Source organism: Mesorhizobium sp. LNJC394B00 (assembly GCF_000502555.1).
In the GTDB taxonomy this organism is placed as follows: Bacteria; Pseudomonadota; Alphaproteobacteria; order Rhizobiales; family Rhizobiaceae; genus Mesorhizobium.
Window position 1 is genome coordinate 63110 of record NZ_AYWH01000003.1, and the last position, 17454, is coordinate 80563.

A 17454-nucleotide genomic window follows, 5' to 3' on the forward strand; every position below is an offset into this window, starting at 1 on the left:
TTCTTCTCCTCGTTACGCGGCGCGCATCTCTTCCAGTATGGCTTCCGCCGCCGCGCGCCTGTCGCTTGCCGCCACGATTGGCCGGCCCACAACAAGATGGCTGGAGCCGTTGCGGATCGCCTGGCCGGGCGTCACCACGCGTTTCTGGTCACCATGGTCGCTGCCCTTGGGCCGTATCCCCGGCGTCACCACCGCCAGGTCGGGTCCGACGATGCGGCGCACCGCTTCCGCCTCCTCGGCCGAGCAGACGACGCCGCCCATGCCTGCATGCAGCGCCTGTTCGGCGCGCCTCAGCACCAGCGTGTGCGGGTCATATTCATAGCCGGCGTCGATCACGTCCTGCTCGTCCATCGAGGTCAGCACGCTGACCGCCAGCAGGCACAGGTCGCTGCCCCTGGCGGCCTCCACCGCGGCCCGCATCGCCTTGGGATAGGCGTGGATGGTCAGCATGGTCATGCCCATGCGCACGATGTTCTCGACACCCTTGGCCACCGTGTGGTCGATGTCGAGCAGCTTCATGTCGAGGAAGATTCTGGTGCCGCCGCTGGCCAACTCCCTGGCGAAGTCGAGCCCGCCGGCGAAGGCCAGCTGATAGCCGATCTTGTAGAAGGAGACGACGCCGTCGAGTTCGCGCACCGCCTGTTCGGCCTCTTTCACCGTCGGCACGTCGAGGCCGACGATCAGCCTGTCTCTCATGGTGTGGGCCTGCATGGCTGTGGAAATCATGCCCCGGTCCGGGTCGACAGCATGCGCGAGGTTTCGATCAGCGTGCGGCATAGGTGCTCCATCGATTTGGTCAGTCTATCATCCCTGAAATTGCCGTCGCCGTCGAAGGCATTGCCGCCATCGGATACCGAGCATTCCGGCGTCACCATCTCCAGCTGGCAGCGCACCAGCACGGCGCGCAGATGGTTGATGCAGCGGATCCCGGCGAAATGTCCGTTGGAAGACGAGCACAGGCCGGCGACCTTGCCGACAAATGGCCTCACCGGCCGGCCGCCATCCAGGCGCACCCGGCTTACCCAGTCGATCGTGTTCTTGAGCAATGGCGGGATCGAGCCATTATATTCCGGCGTCGCGATCAGCAGCCCGTCATGGGCGGCGATCAGCCGGCCGAGCTTCACGGCGTTGTCGGGAACGCCTTTTTCCTTTTCGAGGTCCTCGTCGATGATCGGCAGCGGATAGTCGGCCAGCGAAATGCGCGTCACCTCGGCGCCTTGCATGGCCAGCTCCTTCTGCGCCACATCGGCGGTCCTGCCGCTGAAGGCGCCGCTGCGCACCGAGCCGGCGAAGACGAGGATTTTCGCGATCACAGCCATTGGCCACTCTTGTTCCCGGACAGGTACAGCCAGAGGCTGCGCAAATCAACGCACTGGCTCAAAAAACGGAAACGATCGGGGGGCAGGCGCGCGAAGGTGTGCCGAGCAGCTGGGCTATTGCTAGTGGGTGACCGCAATTCTTGCACTCAGCGCGATGAGTGCAACTCCGAGCAAGGCATCTATCGGCCTGCGGACGCTGCCATATACCGACCGAACCCTTCTTGTGGAGAACATTAGCGCGACAAGCCCAAACCACGCCATCGCGACCATCCCGATTATGGCCAGCGACACTGCCTGGACCCAGATCGGAGCCTGCATCGGCAATACCGATATGAACAGGCTCGCGAAGAACGCGGCCGTCTTCGGATTTGTAATTCCGACAACGAATCCGCTTCGCCAAGGAGCCGTGGTCTCTGCGCCACCGACGGCCAGCGGTGGCCGCGCCTGCCAAGCCGACAAAAGGATCTTGCTTCCCAGGTAACCGAGATACACGGCACCGGCGATCCGGACGGCAAGGTGAGCCCATGCAATCTGCGTCAGTACGAGGCCCAGGCCACACATCGCGAGAGCCGCCCACACCATGATCGCTGCGGCAATGCCAAGCGCCACATGGAACCCCGCGCGACGGCTGATCAGCGCATGGGAAGTCACGGCTACAAAATCGGGTCCTGGGCTCATGGCGCCGAGCAGGAAGACCGAAGCAAGGGTCAGGAATTGCGGAAGGTAGCTCATGCGATACTCCAGTTTCAGTCTCGTCGTACCGCACGCCTGCATGCCGGAGAGGCCAGGAAAGCCGCTCGCCGATTTCGAGGGTCGTTTCCCTCACCTTCACAAAACCTACAGCGCTCTTTAATATGAGCCAAATGAAAGATATTTCGGCAGCCATGAACAAAGCTAATATCAACATCACGATGGTGCGCGTCCTGACATCGCTCAGCGAGACGCGCAGCTTCACCAAAACCGCCGAGCGGCTCTGTCTTTCTCAATCGGCCATAAGCCATGCAATGAAGGCGCTGGAGGAGATCGTTGGCGCGCCCCTCGTCATACGTGATCGGCGCGGTGTCGCTTTCACCGCAACCGGCGAGGCGGCTTTGGACGCGGCGCGCGCCGCTTTGCATGCTTTAGGCCGTCTTGTCGGCCTACGGGAACACTCCATCAAAGGCAGAGTACGGCTCGCGCTGGTCAGCAGCGCCTCGGTAAAGATTGCTCCATATGCGTTGAACATTACTTCCGTCCGGCACCCGGAGCTTGCTGTCGAACTGCTCTTGGGCACGGATACCGAGGTGGCGGAGTGGGTCGATCGCGGTGCCGCCGATATTGGACTGTCCTACATCGCCGGCAATTGCCAAGCCGAGGAACTTGTCGACGACGAACTCTTTGTAGCGTCATCGCAAAAGAACTCAGTCCAAGGCGGGTCATTTCCGATCCGCGCTCTCGACGGCCAGCCATTCATCATGTCGAGCGGCGGCTGCGGACCAATGCTTGCCGAATTGTTCCAGGATTTTGGCGTTGCGCCAGTTGTCATCCTGTCGGCGAGCGATATGGCGGCGCTGCTTGCTCTGGTTGGGGCCGGGCGCGGTTTGTCGATTGCGCCAGGCCTGGCGTTTCCGGCCGATTGGCAGCGAACCGTCGCGAGGCGTCCTCTAGAGCCGCGTGCGCGTCGGCCTCTGCTGCTTCTGTTCTCCAGCAGCGCCGAAGCAACGGCCGTGCGGGCCATGTGCGCGGCGATCAGAGAGGTCGCCACGAGTTTGCGAGGCGGATAACAGTCAAGGATGTGGATCGACCCTCAATCGAGCTTCCTTCGGGAGACGTCGATCCTCTACAAGGCGCCAGAGACTTCTCCCGCCCCCAATACCAGCTAATGCGCTTCGCGCCGGTAGATCCACAGCTGCGTCGGCGGGATGTTGCGGAAGATGAAGTCGAAATGCTTGACCGTGTAATTGCCGCGGCCGGGCGGGATCGGCGACAACGGCCCATAGGTCAGCTGCACGATCGGCCGTCCAACCGGGATGCGGTCTAGCAGGCTTTCGATATAGGCGATCCGCTGTGCGACCGGAAAATTGAGCAGCGGCACGCCGGAGACGACGGAATCGAAAACCATCCCGCTCTTCTCGCCAAGCGTGGCGTTGAGATTGAAGGCATCGCCCTCGATGACGTTGACGCCGGGATAGAGCTGGCGCAGATGGCGCACGAAATCGGTGGAATATTCGACCGCGTACAGGTTTTCGGGCTTAACGCCCTGGGCGAGGATTGCACGGGTGATGACGCCTGTGCCGGGTCCGACTTCAAGCACCGGCAGGCCGGACTTCGGATTGACGATGGAAGCCATCTTGCGGGCGGTGATGGAGCTTGTCGGCACGATCGAACCGACCGACTTCGGCTTGTCGATCCAGCCTTTGAAGAATTTGAGTTCGTCGTCGAACTTTTCCGCCAGCGCCTTCCGCAATCCCGGACCACGTGCCATGCAAGTTCTCCTCAACACTCCCCGAACGCTACTTAGCAGCTAACAGGTCCAAGGCAAGGCGCGATCTGGCATAAGATGTTGATGACGTTCGGGAAGCGTGGCGGCCTTGGTTTGGGTTCAGTGCTCGCCGAAGGATTCGAAAAAGTCCTTCATGCGGGCGAAAAAGCCGCTCGACTGGGGCGAATTGTCCTTCGACGACAGCTGCTCGAACTCTTCCAGCAGCTCGCGCTGGCGGCGCGACAGATTTTGCGGCGTTTCGACCGCGGTCTGGATATAGAGGTCGCCGACATTGGGCTGGCGCAGCACCGGCATGCCCTTGCCCTTGAGGCGGAACTGGCGGCCGTTCTGCGTGCCTTCGGTCACTTTCACCTTGGTCTGACTGCCGTCCAGCGTCGTCACCTCGAACGAGCCGCCAAGGGCGGCCGTCGTCATCGATATCGGCACCTTGCAGTAGAGATCGGCGCCGTCGCGCTGGAAGAATTCATGCGGCTTCACCGCCAGGAAAATATAGAGGTCGCCCGATGGGCCGCCGCGCAGGCCCGCCTCGCCCTCATTGGCAAGCCGGATGCGGGTGCCGTCCTCAATGCCGGCCGGGATATTGACCGACAGCGAGCGTTCCTCGGTGACGCGGCCCTGGCCGGCGCATTTCGGGCACGGGTCCTTGATCGTCTGGCCGCGGCCTTGGCATTGCGGGCAGGTACGCTCGATCGAGAAGAAGCCTTGCGTCGCCCGTACCTTGCCGTGGCCATGGCACATCGAGCAGGTCACCGGCTGGGTGCCGGGCTTGGCGCCGGTCCCGGAGCATTCCGTGCATGAGATCGAGGCCGGCACGCGGATTTGCGCGGTCTTGCCGGCAAACGCTTCTTCCAGCGTGATTTCCATATTGTAGCGCAAATCGGCGCCGCGTTCGCGGCCGCCCGACGAGCGGCGCTGGCGCCCGCCCATCATGTCGCCGAAAATATCCTCGAAAATGTCGGCGAAGCCGCCGGCGCCAAAACCTTGCGCGCCGCCATTCATGCCGCCCTGCTCGAAGGCGGCGTGACCGAAACGGTCATAGGCCGCGCGCTTCTGCGGGTCCTTCAGCGTTTCGTAGGCTTCGTTGATTTCCTTGAACTTGTGCTCGCAGGAGTGATCGCCGGGATTGCGGTCGGGATGGAACTGCATGGCCAGCTTGCGGAAAGCGCTCTTGAGCTCCTTCTCGTCGGCGCCCTTTTGCACGCCCAGCGTCTCGTAGAAATCAGCTTTCATCTTTTCCCGCAGTCCGGATGCTCAACGTCTTGATGCATGTTGCGTCGTTTGCCGGCACGTTGTCTCGATTTAGGAGCGGTGATGCCCGGATGCTAGGGCCGGCGCGCTTGTGCCTGTGTTTTTCAGTGACTTTTTCGGCAAGGCCCGCACTTTTTCAGCGAGGGTTGCAAAAAAGCCCGGCTTTGCGCCGGGCTTTCCGCTTTATTTGCCGTCAACCGGTCAGGCCGACTTCTTCTTCTCGTCGTTTTCGTCGATTTCCTCGAAATCGGCGTCGACCACGTCGCTATCCTTGGCCGCGTCCGCCTTGGCGTCGGCTTCCGCCGCTTCCTTCTGCGAAGCTTCGTACATGGCCTGGCCGAGCTTCATGGATGCTTCGGCAAGCGTCTGCGACTTGGCCTCGATGTCGGCGGCATCGTCGCCTTCGGCAGCAGCCTTCAGCGCCGTGATAGCCTCCGATATCGCCGTGCGCTCGGTTTCCGAAACCTTGTCGCCATATTCCTTCAGCGACTTCTCGGAGGAGTGCACCAGCGCCTCGGCCTGGTTGCGGGCCTCGACCAAAGCACGCCGCTGCTTGTCGGTCTCGGCATTGGCTTCGGCGTCCTTGACCATCTTCTCGATGTCGGCGTCCGAAAGGCCACCAGAGGCCTGGATGCGGATCTGGTGCTCCTTGCCGGTGCCCTTGTCCTTGGCCGAAACGTTGACGATGCCGTTGGCGTCGATATCGAAAGTGACCTCGATCTGCGGCACGCCGCGCGGCGCCGGCGGAATGCCGACCAGGTCGAACTGGCCGAGCGCCTTGTTGTCGGCAGCCATTTCACGCTCGCCCTGGAAGACGCGGATGGTCACGGCCGACTGACTGTCTTCAGCGGTCGAGAACACCTGGCTCTTCTTGGTCGGGATGGTCGTGTTGCGTTCGATCAGGCGGGTGAACACGCCACCCAGCGTCTCGATGCCGAGCGACAGCGGCGTCACGTCGAGCAGCAGCACGTCCTTCACGTCGCCCTGCAGCACGCCGGCCTGGATGGCGGCGCCCAAAGCGACGACTTCATCCGGGTTGACGCCCTTGTGCGGCTCCTTGCCGAAGAACTGCTTCACGATCTCCTGGATCTTGGGCATGCGGGTCATGCCGCCGACCAGGACCACTTCGTCGATCTCGCCAGCCTTCAGCCCGGCATCCTTGAGCGCCGCCTTGCAGGGCTCGATGGTGCGCTGGACGAGATCGTCGACCAGCTGCTCGAACTTGGCACGGGTCAGCTTCAGCGTCAGGTGCTTGGGGCCGGTCGCGTCGGCGGTGATGAAGGGCAGGTTGATTTCCGTCTGCGTCGTCGACGACAGCTCGATCTTGGCCTTTTCAGCCGCCTCCTTGAGGCGCTGCAGCGCAAGCTTGTCGTTCTTCAGGTCGATGCCCTGTTCCTTCTTGAACTCGGCCGCCAGGTATTCGACGAGACGCATGTCGAAATCCTCGCCGCCGAGGAAGGTGTCGCCATTGGTCGACTTCACTTCGAACACGCCGTCGCCGATTTCGAGCACCGAAATGTCGAACGTGCCGCCGCCAAGGTCATAGACGGCAATGGTCTTGCCATCCTTCTTGTCGAGGCCGTAGGCAAGTGCTGCAGCCGTCGGCTCGTTGATGATGCGCAGCACCTCAAGGCCGGCGATCTTGCCGGCGTCCTTGGTGGCCTGGCGCTGGGCGTCATTGAAATAGGCCGGAACGGTGATGACCGCCTTCTCGACCTTCTCGCCGAGATAGGCCTCCGCCGTTTCCTTCATCTTCTGCAGGATCATGGCCGAGATCTGGCTGGGCGACTGCTTCTTGCCGCCGGCCTCGACCCAGGCATCGCCATTGTCGCCCTTGACGATCTTGTAGGGGACAAGCTTCTTGTCCTTCTCCGTCACCGGGTCGTCATAGCGGCGGCCGATCAGGCGCTTGACCGCAAAGATGGTGTTTTCAGGATTGGTGACCGCCTGGCGCTTGGCCGGCTGGCCGACGAGACGTTCGCCGTCGCCCGAGATGGCGACGATGGAAGGCGTCGTGCGCGCGCCTTCCGCATTTTCAATGACCTTGGGCTCCTTGCCATCCATAATGGCGATACAGGAGTTGGTGGTGCCGAGATCGATACCGATTACTTTTGCCATTTTTCTAGTCTCTCCGCTAAGCAGGCTCTCAGGACCCGTAAGGCGTTCCGACGAAAGCCCCTGTTCACAAGAAATTCCGCTCCGGCAACCGGCATTCCGGCACTGGGCGGCTTGGCGCGTATATAAGAACAGGCGGCATCGGGCGCAAGCATTCTGCGCATGGCATCCACCGCGCCGCGCTTGGCGCCTTTGAACAGCCGCCCGGCGGCCCGGATGTGCTCAAACCGCGCTCAAAACCCCAGGATCTGCGCGATCCCCCGGCGAAGCGCCCAGTCAGGGCTTCGAAACCACAAGAAAACGTCACCTATGCGTGAGAGAGGCGGCTCCTGGCTGAGGAAGGCGCCTGCCCACAGCAGACACAGGCAAAAGCATCACGCGGCCTGCGACAGCGATTTATGCGCCTCGGCCAGGATTTCGAACGAGCGCACGCGTGCCGCATGGTCGAAGATCTGCGCGGTCACCATCAGCTCGTCTGCGCCGGTGCGGCGCACGAACGCGTCTATGCCTTGCCGGACGGTTTCGGGAGAGCCGACGACGGCGCAGGACAGCGCCTGCGAAATCATGGTTTTTGCCATCGGCTCGAGCGTCTGGTCATAGCCCTCGACCGGCGGCGGCAGGCGGCCGGCCCGCCCGGTGCGCAGATTGACGAAGGCCTGCTGCAACGAGGTGAACAGCAGTTTGGCCTCTCCATCGGTCGGTGCGGCGAAAACGTTGAGGCCGAGCATGACATAGGGCTTGTCCAGCTGTTCCGAAGGCTGGAAGCGCGAACGGTAGATCTCCAGCGCATGGTCGAGTTCGGCCGGCGCGAAATGCGAGGCAAACGCATAGGGCAGGCCGAGCATGGCGGCGAGCTGCGCGCCATAGAGGCTGGAACCGAGGATCCAGACCGGCACCTTCTGGCCTTCGCCGGGCACGGCGTGGATACGCTGGCCTTCCGCGGCCGGCTGGAAATAGCCCATCAGCTCGACGACATCCTGGGGGAAATTGTCTGACGCCTCGAGATTGCGGCGCAGCGCGCGCGCTGTTCCCATATCGGTGCCGGGCGCGCGGCCGAGGCCGAGGTCGATGCGGCCGGCGTGCAGTGCCGCCAGCGTGCCGAACTGCTCGGCAATCACCAGCGGCGCATGGTTGGGCAGCATGATGCCACCGGCGCCGACGCGGATCGTCTTGGTGCCGCCGGCGACATGGGCGATGACCACGGCGGTCGCCGCGCTGGCGATGCCCGGCATGTTGTGGTGCTCGGCCAGCCAATAGCGCTTGTAGCCGAGCCGCTCGGCATGGCGGGCCAGGTCGAGCGAATTTGCCAGCGATTGCGAGGCGTCGCTGCCTTCGACGATCGGCGACAGGTCGAGAACGGAAAGTGCGGTCATGGGCCTCAAGCCTTTACGATGTTCAACTGCCTGACCCTGGTTTCGAAGGCGCGGTCGGGAATGAGGATGTCGAGCTGGTGCCAAGCAACGGGTCCATATTCTCGAACGGGATCGCCTGCGGACGCTGGCGATGCGACGCGCTCAGCGTGCCGAGCGGAGCATCGATCGGGCCGCGATAGCCGATGCGGTCGAAATAGGAATCGAGGTCGAAGGAGGCATCGTTCATCGCAGGGTCCGGGTTGACCGGCTCGATATAGGCACTCCGCCTGAAGACAACAAATGCGAGATGACGGACAGGCGCGGCAAGCTTATGGCGCGGCCTTTCCGTTCTCTTCGGCCGCTTCCTCCTCCACCACGGCCGTCTGCTGTGCGGCGAGAAAATTGCCGACATGGCTGAGGCCATCGAAATGATCGCAGAACACTTTGACGACGACCAGCAGCGGCACCGCCATCAGCGCGCCGACAAAGCCCCAAAGCCAGGACCAGAAGGCGATGGCGATGAAGATCGCCACGGCGTTGATCTCGAGGCGTCGGCCGACAACCATCGGTGTAACGAACTGGCCTTCGGCGATGTCGCACAAAAGCACGAAGCCCGGCGCCAAGAGGGCGTAGGTAATCGAGTCGAAGCTGATCATCGCAATGACGCTGACCAGCACGATGGTAATCAGCGCGCCGACATAGGGCAGGAAGTTGAGCAGCGCCGCCATCGTTCCCCAGACGAGCGGGTTGGGCATGCCGAGCGCCCACAGGCCAAGGCCGATAACCGCGCCGAGACCGGCATTGATGACGGTGACGGTGAGCAGATAATGCGAGATTTCGCGCTCGACGTCATAGACGACGCGCAAGGCCCGCTTCTTCTCGCTGAGGCTGGCGAAGGACTGGATGATCTTCTCATAGAACATCGTGCCTGACGCCAGCAGGAACAGTGACAGCACGAAGATGATGGTCAGGCTTGTCCCCGCCGACAGGACGTTGCTGGCGGCGGCCGACAGGACGCCGGACTGCGCCATCGCCACCTTCTGGATGCCCGGCTCCTGCGAGGTCTCCGTCATCTGTTCGATCTGATGCGAGATCTGCATGATCCTCTCGAGCGGACGCCGCAATTGCGCCAGCCGTTCGGTAAGTTGTTGGCCGATCGACGAGGTGTTGTTGAGAAGGTCGATGACCGGGCCGCTGAGCAGATAGCCGGCAACGCCGAAGACGCAGATCGACAGCACGACCAACATTGTCGCCGAAACCACTTCCGGAATGCCGCGCTTGCGCAGGAAGCGCACGATTGGTGTCAGCGTCAGCGTCAGCAGGAAGGCGAGGATGACCGGCATGAAGAAAGCACGCGCGAAATACAGCGCGTAGATGGCCATGAACAGGAAGATCCCGATGAGCAGCGAACGCATCAGATGCGTGTCGGCACGCGCCACAACTCTCGCCTCTTCGGTCTCGGCAAGGCCAGCACCCAAAGCGGCGGGTTCGGCTTTCATGATTTTCCCTCAGCGGCGCACCGCAATTGGTGCTTTCCCCTGACGGAAACGCCTCTGCAAGCCCAAGGTTCCGTTAGCCGGCAAGGCCCTCAATCCGGGCCGCCCGTCGCTCAGGCGGCTGGCGCTGCAACGGCGACGCCGGGCTTGGCGGTCTCCTTGCGCACGATCGGCGCCACCTTGGTGCCGTACAGTTCGATCGCCTTCATGATCTTGGCGTGCGGCATGGCGCCGATCGCCATCTGCAGCAGGAAGCGGTCATTGTTGAAGATCTTGTGCTGGGCGACGATCTTTTCCGCCACCTGCTCCGGATCGCCGACGAACAGCGCGCCGTTCGGACCACGCGACTGATCGAAATGCGCCCGCGAGGTCGGGCCCCAGCCGCGCTCGCGGCCGATGCGGTTCATCACTTCGGCCTGCGGGCCATAGAAATCGTCGGCCGCCTGTTCAGTGGTGCCGGCGATGAAGCCGTGCACATTGATGCTGGTGGCAAGGCCCGAGGGGTCGGTACCGGCCCGCCTGGCGGCATCGCGATAAATGTCGAACAGCGGTGCAAACCGCGCCGGCTCACCGCCGATGATGGCCAGCGCCAGCGGCAGGCCGAGCACCCCCGCGCGGGCAGCAGACTGCGGCGTTCCACCTATTGCGATCCAGATCGGCAATTTTTCCTGCAGCGGTCGCGGATAGACGCCGCGGTCGTTGATCGGCGCGCGCAGATTGCCGGACCAGGTAACTTTGACGCTGTCGCGTATGGCCAGCAGCAAATCGAGCTTTTCGGCGAACAGCTCGTCATAGTCCTCGAGATTGTAGCCGAACAGCGGGAAGGATTCGATGAACGAGCCGCGCCCGGCCATGATCTCGGCCCGGCCGCCCGACAAAAGGTCGAGCGTTGCGAACTGCTGGAAGACGCGAACCGGATCGTCGGAGGACAGCACGGTGACCGCGCTGGTCAGCTTGATGCGCTTGGTGCGTTCGGCGGCGGCGGCCAGCCCCACCACCGGCGCGGACGCGGCATAGTCGGGGCGGTGATGTTCGCCCAGACCAAAGACGTCGAGGCCGACCTGGTCAGCCAGCTCGACCTCCTCGATCAGGTTGCGCAGCCGCTGATGCGGGCCGATCGCGCCGGGGCCGGGCTCCGGGCTGACGTCGGCAAAAGTGTAGAGACCGAGTTCCATGGCATGTCATCCAAATGTTCTGATTTGCCGCTAGAGGTAGCGGCGAGCCGCCCCGGCCGCCAGAGGGGCGGATAGTGAACAGTGCATGTCGGTTTCGGCCGGCTTTGTTTCAGGGAAAACGCGTCTCCCGGCTGCAACAGCATAAACTTTCATGGCTGGCATACCGTTTTGGCGCTTGAACTCTCGGTTTTCGCGCGTATGTAAGCGTCGCGAATTGACTTCAGGGAAGTGGACTTGGCTATCTACAGGGAAAAAGACATTTTCGAGCGGCGCAATGCCGCGAACGAGGCAAAGAAGGCGCTTCTGGAGCGCTTCAAGTCAAAGCCGGCGGCTGATGATCCTGCGGTTCTGGCCAAACAGGCCGAACGCAAGGCGATTCTTGAGGCTCGCGAAATACGCGAGGCCGAAAAGGCCAGGCTGAAGCAGGAAAAGCTGGCACGCGAGGCGGTCGAGAAGGCCGAGCGCGAGGCAGCAGCCGAAGCGGCGCGTATTGCGGCCGAAGAGGCAGCGCAGGCTGAAGCGAAGATCAAGGAAGCCGAAGAAAACGAGCGCATTGCCCGTTTGCTGGCCGACGAAGCCGAACGCAAGGCCAAGCGCGACGCACGCTATGCGGCGCGCAAGCAGCGTACCGGCAGGACGCCTCCGGGCTTCTCCGCCCGCTAACGCTTCGATCGAAACGATCGGACATCAGGGTCGCCTTCCAGCGGCCGTGAATGTGTTTGTGCGTCGATTTCCTTGGTTGCTTTGCTCAGGCGGCGAGCTTCAGCCCCATAATGCCGCAGACGATGAGCGCAATGCAGGCGAGCCGGATGGCCGTCGCAGGCTCGCCCAGCAGCCAGATGCCAAGAAGCGCCGTGCCGACCGTGCCGATGCCGGTCCACACCGCATAGGCCGTCCCGACAGGCAGCGTCTTGAGCGCCAGGCCGAGCAACCCGAGGCTGATGATCATCGAGGCGACAGTGAGCACCGTCGGCAGCGGCTTCGAGAAGCCGTCGGTGTATTTGAGGCCGATCGCCCAGCCGATTTCGAACAGGCCGGCGAAAAACAGAAAAATCCACGACATCGGGATGCACTCCATTCCATGAGCATGGCGGGCCGTCCCGGCCGATTTATGGGAAGGCGCGAGGTCGTCCTCGCCGCTTCGACACAAGCGGCTGCGCCGGTGCGATCAACAAAAACACCGGCCGCATCGTTCATGCCGCCGGTGTCAAAATCTGCGCCGAAACGGTTTGTCCGGATTTCAACCGTCCAAGATCTGCCGAGGCGGGCTTACTTTTCCTTGAGCCTCATCGCCTTGACGGGCGGCGCCTTGAGTGCCGGAGCCGCTGCGGGCTTCTTGGCGTCTTTTTTCGGCTTCCGAGCTTCCTTGCCCGCCTTCATCGCACCTTTAGCCATGATTCGTTCCTCCAGTTGCTGGGAGGCCAAGTGAAACAAGAGAAACGCCGGACTGCAAGAGGGCTGCGTCTGTCGCCGGCGCCGTCGGGCCGCTTTCAACCGGTTTCTAATTTGCTCGTAAACCATTCCGGTCCGTGCCATGGTTGCCTTCGCACTGCAGCATCGGCCATGCCTTCGCCCGGCGATGATCAGGCAGTGCGGTCAGGACGACAATGCGAATCCGCATCGGCAGCGAGATGAGTTTCGATTTTCCGCAGGAAACGCCGCTAATCGCGATGCTCAACGTCCACTACTCCAGGGCCTCCGATCTCGAGCGCCCGGATTTCCTGACCTCCAACCCGCCGGTGCCGATCCAGAGCTACCGCGACAGTTTCGGCAATTGGTGCAACCGCTTCGTCGCCCCGCCCGGTCGCTTCACCTTCGGCACCGATTCGGTAATCCGCGACCCCGGCACGTTCGAGATGGGCGACCTGATGGCCTGGCAGCACGAGGTGCGCGATCTGCCGTCGGACACATTGCTCTTCCTGTTGCCGAGCCGCTTTTGCGAGAGCGATCTGCTGGCCAGCGAAGCCTGGCGGCTGTTCGGGCATACGCCGCTTGGCATTGCGCGCGTCCAGGCGGTCTGCGACTTCGTCCACAACCACATCGTCTTCAGCTACGGCAATGCGCGGCCGACCCGCACCGCGGCGGAAGCCTATCGGGAGCAAAGCGGCGTCTGCCGTGACTTTGCCCACCTCGCCGTCACCTTCTGCCGTGCGCTCAACATCCCGACCCGCTACTGCACCGGCTACATCAGCGACATCGGCCTGCCCAAACCTTGGGCGAGCATGGATTTCGCAGCCTGGATGGAGGTCTATCTCGGTGGCCGCTGGCATGTCTTTGACCCGCGCAACAATTCGCCACGCATCGGCCGCATCCTGATCGCCTCCGGCCGCGACGCCGCCGACGTGCCGCTGACCCACATCTTCGGACCGGGCACGCTGGCTGGTTTCAAGGTGTGGACGGACGAGATCATCGAATAGGGGCGTCTTTCCGCAAGCTGGCCTACAAGACCCTGAACGACCGGGCGATTCGTGCGTTGTGATGCCTGTGGAGCTCAGGGGCGTTACATCAGGTTCCTTGGAGGGACAGCATGGCAGCACATGGCGGGTCGAAGACGGTCATCTACGCGGCGCTCGCCGGTAATCTCGCTATTGCTGTGACCAAATTCGTCGCCGCCTTCTTCACCGGCAGCTCGGCGATGCTGTCGGAAGGCGTGCACTCGCTGGTGGATACCGGCAATGGCGGGCTGCTGCTCTACGGCATGCACCGCGCCGCCCGCCCGCCGGACCGCACGCATCCGCTCGGCCATGGCCGCGAGCTGTATTTCTGGAGCTTCATTGTCGCCCTGCTCGTATTCGCGCTCGGCGCCGGCGTGTCCTTCTATGAAGGCGTCGTCCACATCATGGCGCCTGAGCCGGTCGCCAATCCCAAAATCAACTACATCGTGCTGGGCCTCTCAATGCTGTTCGAGGGCAGCTCCTGGTACGTGGCGCTGAAGGAGTTCCGCCAGCAGAAGGGCAAGCAAGGCTGGCTGCAGGCCGTGCAATCGAGCAAGGATCCGAGCGTCTACACGATCCTGTTCGAGGACAGCGCCGCCCTGCTCGGTCTGTTCGTCGCCTTCGCCGGCATATTGGCGGCCGAACTCCTCGACATGCCCGAACTCGACGGCGTCGCCTCGATCGGCATCGCGATGATCCTCGGCGCCACCGCCATCTTTCTGGCGCGCGAAAGCAAGGGATTGCTCATCGGTGAGCCGGCCTCGGCGGAAGTGCAGGCCAAGGTGCTGGCCATCGCCCAGCAGGATCCGGCGGTGCAGCGGGCCAACGGCGTTCTCACCGTCCATCTCGGCCCGCAACAGATCGTCGCTGGGCTGAGCATCGAATTCGAGGACCATCTGACGGCGCCTGAGATCGAAGCCTGTGTCGAGCGCATCGAGGCGCTCTTGAAAAAAGAAATGCCGGAGATCACCAGACTGTTCGTCAAGCCGCAGACGACCGGAACCTGGGAGCACCGGCGCAAGCAGGTCGAGGCGGCGTCGGACTAGTTCTTGGACCAGCAGTCCACCGTTGGCCCCATCGCCTGGTCCCGCTAAGATCACTCGACGGATTTCGGAGAATCAACCATGAAAATCGATGGTGGGTGCCATTGCGGCGCCATAACTTATGAAGCAGACGTCGACCCGGAAAAGACCTCTATCTGTCATTGCACCGACTGCCAGCAACTGACCGGCACCGCCTTTCGTGTCACTGTTCCCGCGCCTGAGGATTATTACAGGATCACCAAGGGCACACCGAAGGTCTATATCAAGACGGGATCGAGCGGCGCCAAGCGTGCCCAGGCGTTCTGCGGCGACTGCGGTTCGCATCTTTACGCAACGTCGGTTGACGACGGGCCGAAGGTCTATGGGATCAGGGCGGGGACCGCGCGGCAACGCGAGGATCTCGTTCCGACCCAACAGAAATGGCACCGATCGGCCCTGCACTGGCTTCCGGAATTCGAGGGCGTAAGCATCGTAGAGGCGCAGTAGCACCTGCCTCCCGGTTAAACGCGGCCCAAACCAGCCAATTATGTGCTAGGCTCGCCATCAAACGGATGGCGGGGGATAGCAATGTCGGAAACGGACAAAGTGTTTGCCGGCTCGATTCCGGAAAACTACGACCGCTACATGGTGCCGTTGATCTTCGAGCCGTTCGCCGCGGATCTGGCACGACGGGCAGCGTCCTTGTCGCCCGGCGCCGTCCTGGAAGTCGCCGCCGGCACCGGCGTTGTCACCCGCGCATTGGCGCCGAAACTGTCCCCTGGCGCAAGCTATGTCGTGACCGACCTCAACCAGCCTATGCTCGACTACGCGGCCTCGCGACAAGCTCCCGACAGTCGCATACAATGGCGTCAGGCGGATGCTCTGGCGCTGCCGTTCGAAGATGCGGCTTTCGATCTCGTTTGCTGTCAGTTCGGCGCGATGTTCTTTCCCGACCGAGCCGCCGGCTATCGCGAAGCAAAGCGGGTCCTGAAGACCGGCGGCCATTTCCTGTTCAACGTGTGGGATCGCATCGAAGAGAATGTATTCGCCAATGATGTGACGAATGCTCTTGCGGAGATTTTTCCGAACGATCCGCCCCGCTTTCTCGCCCGCACGCCGCACGGCTACAATGACACTGCATTGATCCGCGGCGAGTTGGAAGCCGCAGGTTTCTCCCGTGTGGTGATCGAGACGAGGGCCGAACAAAGCCGTGCCTCCTCGCCGCGCCTTCCGGCGGTTGCCTATTGCCAGGGAACTCCGCTTCGCAACGAAATCGAGGCCAGAGGAAAACTGGAAGCCGCAACCGATCACGCCGCGTCCGTGATTGCAGCCAGGCACGGCAGCGGCGAGGTTGCGGCCAAGATCCAGGCGCACGTGATCGTGGCTACGGTCTAATGCATGTCGCCCAGAAGTGTGCCGCGGTTCCGGGACAACGACATGCATCAAAACAAAGACTTAAGCGCGTCGTATGAATCCGTTTCAGCGCGACGCGCTTTAATCGTCGCCTTCGACGACACGTAGCCTGAGCTGCCCCGTCTTGGAATCCGCCACCCGCACCCCGGCTTCGGCCTTGGCGGGTCCGCCACCGCGCACTTCGGCTTCGCTTTCGCCAAACTCCAGCGCTTCGATCTTTTGGCCGCGCTTGGTCACCTTCGACGTCGACACCAGTATCTCGTCGATATCCTTGGCCGACTGGCCAAAATGCGTCTGCAACCGGCGCACGCGTTCGTCGACGCGCGCGACGTCTTCCATCAGCCGGATCACCTCGCCTTGGATCAGATGCGCCTGTTCGCGCATGCGGGCGTCCTTGAGGATGGCCTGGATGACCTGGATCGACAGCATCAAAAGCGACGGCGAGACGATGATGACACGCGCCCGGTGCGCCTTCTGGACCACGGCGTCGAAATTCTCGTGGATTTCGGCGAACACCGATTCGGACGGCACGAACATGAAGGCGGTGTCCTGCGTCTCGCCCTGGATCAGGTATTTTTCCGAGATATCGCGGACGTGAATTTCGATGTCGCGGCGGAAAGCCTGGGCCGCGATCTTCTGTTGTTCGGCGCCATCGGCGGCGCGGATGGCGTTCCAGGCTTCCAGCGGAAACTTGGCGTCGATGGCAAGCTGCGGCGCACCGTTCGGCATCCTGACCAGGCAGTCGGGACGGCTGCCGTTTGACAGTGTTGCCTGGAACTCGTAGGCGCCCATCGGAAGGCCGTCGGCGACGATCGCCTCCATGCGCGACTGGCCGAAGGCGCCGCGCGTCTGCTTGTTGGACAGGATCGCCTGCAATTGCACGACCTGGCCGGCCAGCGACTGAATGTTGCCTTGCGCGGTGTCGATGACCGCCAGCCGTTCCTGCAGTTTGGCGAGGCTCTCATGCGTCGATTTGGTCTGTTCGGTCATGGTTTGACCGAGCCTGCCGGTCATGGCGTCGAGGCGCTGGCCGATCGACTGGTTGAGTTCGGCCTGCCTTGCGCCGAACACGTCGGCGATGGCGCCCATGCGGCCCTGCATCTCGGCCTGGCTTTGCAAAATGCCGGCCATCCGCGCCTCGGCGTCGCGGGCGTGGTCGGCGGCTTCCGCCGCGGCGATGGTGCGCGCCTTGGCCGATCGCCACAGCGCCACGACAAGCGCCAGGAACAGGCCGAGAAACACCAGCGCGCCGAGGGCCAGTGCATGGCCGAGCGTGATCGTCGTGGCGCCAAGCCGGGCAACGGGTTCGGAAAGGATGGTGCTCAGGTCGTTCATCCCGCCAGCATAGCCGATTCGCAGACCTGGCACAGATCAAAACGTGAACGAGACCGATTCGC

19 protein-coding genes are annotated in these 17454 nt (G+C 62.7%); 6 read left to right on the plus strand and 13 right to left on the minus strand.

Annotated elements, in window-relative coordinates; genetic code table 11:
- Positions 1–12: 12 nt before the first annotated feature.
- The 3 genes from pyrF to X751_RS149455 all read right to left on the minus strand — a co-directional run bounded on the left by pyrF (position 13) and on the right by X751_RS149455 (position 2051).
- Complete coding sequence (gene pyrF, locus X751_RS149465) at positions 13–726, minus strand: orotidine-5'-phosphate decarboxylase (protein WP_023701963.1); 714 nt, start codon at positions 724–726, stop codon at positions 13–15.
- The gene (locus X751_RS149460; RefSeq protein WP_023703810.1) at positions 723–1319 is read right to left on the minus strand and encodes an NADPH-dependent FMN reductase; all 597 of its coding nucleotides are present in this window, start codon (positions 1317–1319) and stop codon (positions 723–725) included. Before X751_RS149460 ends, pyrF begins: the two co-directional genes overlap by 4 nt.
- A gap of 120 nt (positions 1320–1439) precedes the next feature.
- Positions 1440–2051, minus strand: coding sequence for a LysE family transporter (locus tag X751_RS149455; RefSeq protein ID WP_023744887.1), 612 nt, complete (start codon positions 2049–2051; stop codon positions 1440–1442).
- A gap of 131 nt (positions 2052–2182) precedes the next feature.
- Here X751_RS149455 and X751_RS149450 point away from each other — a divergent pair, with 131 nt between their 5' ends.
- Positions 2183–3082 (plus strand): LysR family transcriptional regulator, encoded by a 900-nt coding sequence (locus X751_RS149450; RefSeq protein WP_023744888.1) that lies wholly within the window; start codon positions 2183–2185, stop codon positions 3080–3082.
- Positions 3083–3177: 95 nt separating this feature from the next.
- Here the strand turns inward: X751_RS149450 and pmtA are convergent, their stop codons facing one another.
- From pmtA to X751_RS149415, 7 genes are all read right to left on the minus strand, one after another.
- Positions 3178–3783 (minus strand): phospholipid N-methyltransferase PmtA, encoded by a 606-nt coding sequence (pmtA, locus tag X751_RS149445; RefSeq protein WP_023687484.1) that lies wholly within the window; start codon positions 3781–3783, stop codon positions 3178–3180.
- A 117-nt stretch (positions 3784–3900) separates the two neighbouring features.
- A complete protein-coding gene (dnaJ, locus tag X751_RS149440) occupies positions 3901–5031 on the minus strand; it encodes a molecular chaperone DnaJ (protein ID WP_023681322.1) in 1131 nt (376 codons plus the stop codon).
- Between the two features lie 219 nt (positions 5032–5250).
- On the minus strand, positions 5251–7167 hold the full coding sequence (gene dnaK, locus X751_RS149435) for a molecular chaperone DnaK (RefSeq protein WP_023673200.1): 1917 nt from the start codon (positions 7165–7167) through the stop codon (positions 5251–5253).
- Positions 7168–7538: 371 nt separating this feature from the next.
- Positions 7539–8537, minus strand: a complete 999-nt coding sequence (locus X751_RS149430) for an LLM class flavin-dependent oxidoreductase (RefSeq protein WP_023744889.1) — start codon at positions 8535–8537, stop codon at positions 7539–7541.
- A gap of 22 nt (positions 8538–8559) precedes the next feature.
- Positions 8560–8763 (minus strand): arylamine N-acetyltransferase, encoded by a 204-nt coding sequence (locus X751_RS149425; protein ID WP_023703806.1) that lies wholly within the window; start codon positions 8761–8763, stop codon positions 8560–8562.
- Positions 8764–8845: 82 nt separating this feature from the next.
- The gene (locus X751_RS149420; protein WP_023741322.1) at positions 8846–10015 is read right to left on the minus strand and encodes an AI-2E family transporter; all 1170 of its coding nucleotides are present in this window, start codon (positions 10013–10015) and stop codon (positions 8846–8848) included.
- A gap of 110 nt (positions 10016–10125) precedes the next feature.
- A complete protein-coding gene (locus X751_RS149415; RefSeq protein WP_023744890.1) occupies positions 10126–11187 on the minus strand; it encodes an LLM class flavin-dependent oxidoreductase in 1062 nt (353 codons plus the stop codon).
- A 234-nt stretch (positions 11188–11421) separates the two neighbouring features.
- On the opposite strand from X751_RS149415, the gene X751_RS149410 reads away from it, so the two are divergent.
- Positions 11422–11850, plus strand: coding sequence for a DUF6481 family protein (locus X751_RS149410; protein WP_023673205.1), 429 nt, complete (start codon positions 11422–11424; stop codon positions 11848–11850).
- 85 nt (positions 11851–11935) lie between these two features.
- Here X751_RS149410 and sugE read toward each other — a convergent pair whose 3' ends face one another.
- Entirely contained in the window at positions 11936–12250 is a 315-nt protein-coding gene (gene sugE / locus X751_RS149405; protein ID WP_023681326.1) for a quaternary ammonium compound efflux SMR transporter SugE, read from the minus strand.
- Positions 12251–12456: 206 nt separating this feature from the next.
- Positions 12457–12582 (minus strand): hypothetical protein, encoded by a 126-nt coding sequence (locus X751_RS1000000168475; protein WP_006200611.1) that lies wholly within the window; start codon positions 12580–12582, stop codon positions 12457–12459.
- A 212-nt stretch (positions 12583–12794) separates the two neighbouring features.
- Between X751_RS1000000168475 and X751_RS149400 the strand changes: the two genes are divergently transcribed.
- The 4 genes from X751_RS149400 to X751_RS149385 all read left to right on the plus strand — a co-directional run bounded on the left by X751_RS149400 (position 12795) and on the right by X751_RS149385 (position 16039).
- Positions 12795–13604 (plus strand): transglutaminase family protein, encoded by an 810-nt coding sequence (locus tag X751_RS149400; protein WP_023687480.1) that lies wholly within the window; start codon positions 12795–12797, stop codon positions 13602–13604.
- Between the two features lie 110 nt (positions 13605–13714).
- Complete coding sequence (locus tag X751_RS149395; protein WP_023687479.1) at positions 13715–14668, plus strand: cation diffusion facilitator family transporter; 954 nt, start codon at positions 13715–13717, stop codon at positions 14666–14668.
- Between the two features lie 78 nt (positions 14669–14746).
- Entirely contained in the window at positions 14747–15151 is a 405-nt protein-coding gene (locus X751_RS149390) for a GFA family protein (protein WP_023744891.1), read from the plus strand.
- A gap of 81 nt (positions 15152–15232) precedes the next feature.
- Positions 15233–16039 carry a class I SAM-dependent methyltransferase gene (locus tag X751_RS149385; protein WP_023687477.1) on the plus strand — a complete coding sequence of 269 codons (807 nt, stop codon included), beginning with the start codon at positions 15233–15235 and terminating at the stop codon, positions 16037–16039.
- 99 nt (positions 16040–16138) lie between these two features.
- Here the strand turns inward: X751_RS149385 and X751_RS149380 are convergent, their stop codons facing one another.
- Positions 16139–17392, minus strand: a complete 1254-nt coding sequence (locus X751_RS149380) for a DNA recombination protein RmuC (RefSeq protein WP_023692996.1) — start codon at positions 17390–17392, stop codon at positions 16139–16141.
- Positions 17393–17454 lie beyond the last annotated feature (62 nt).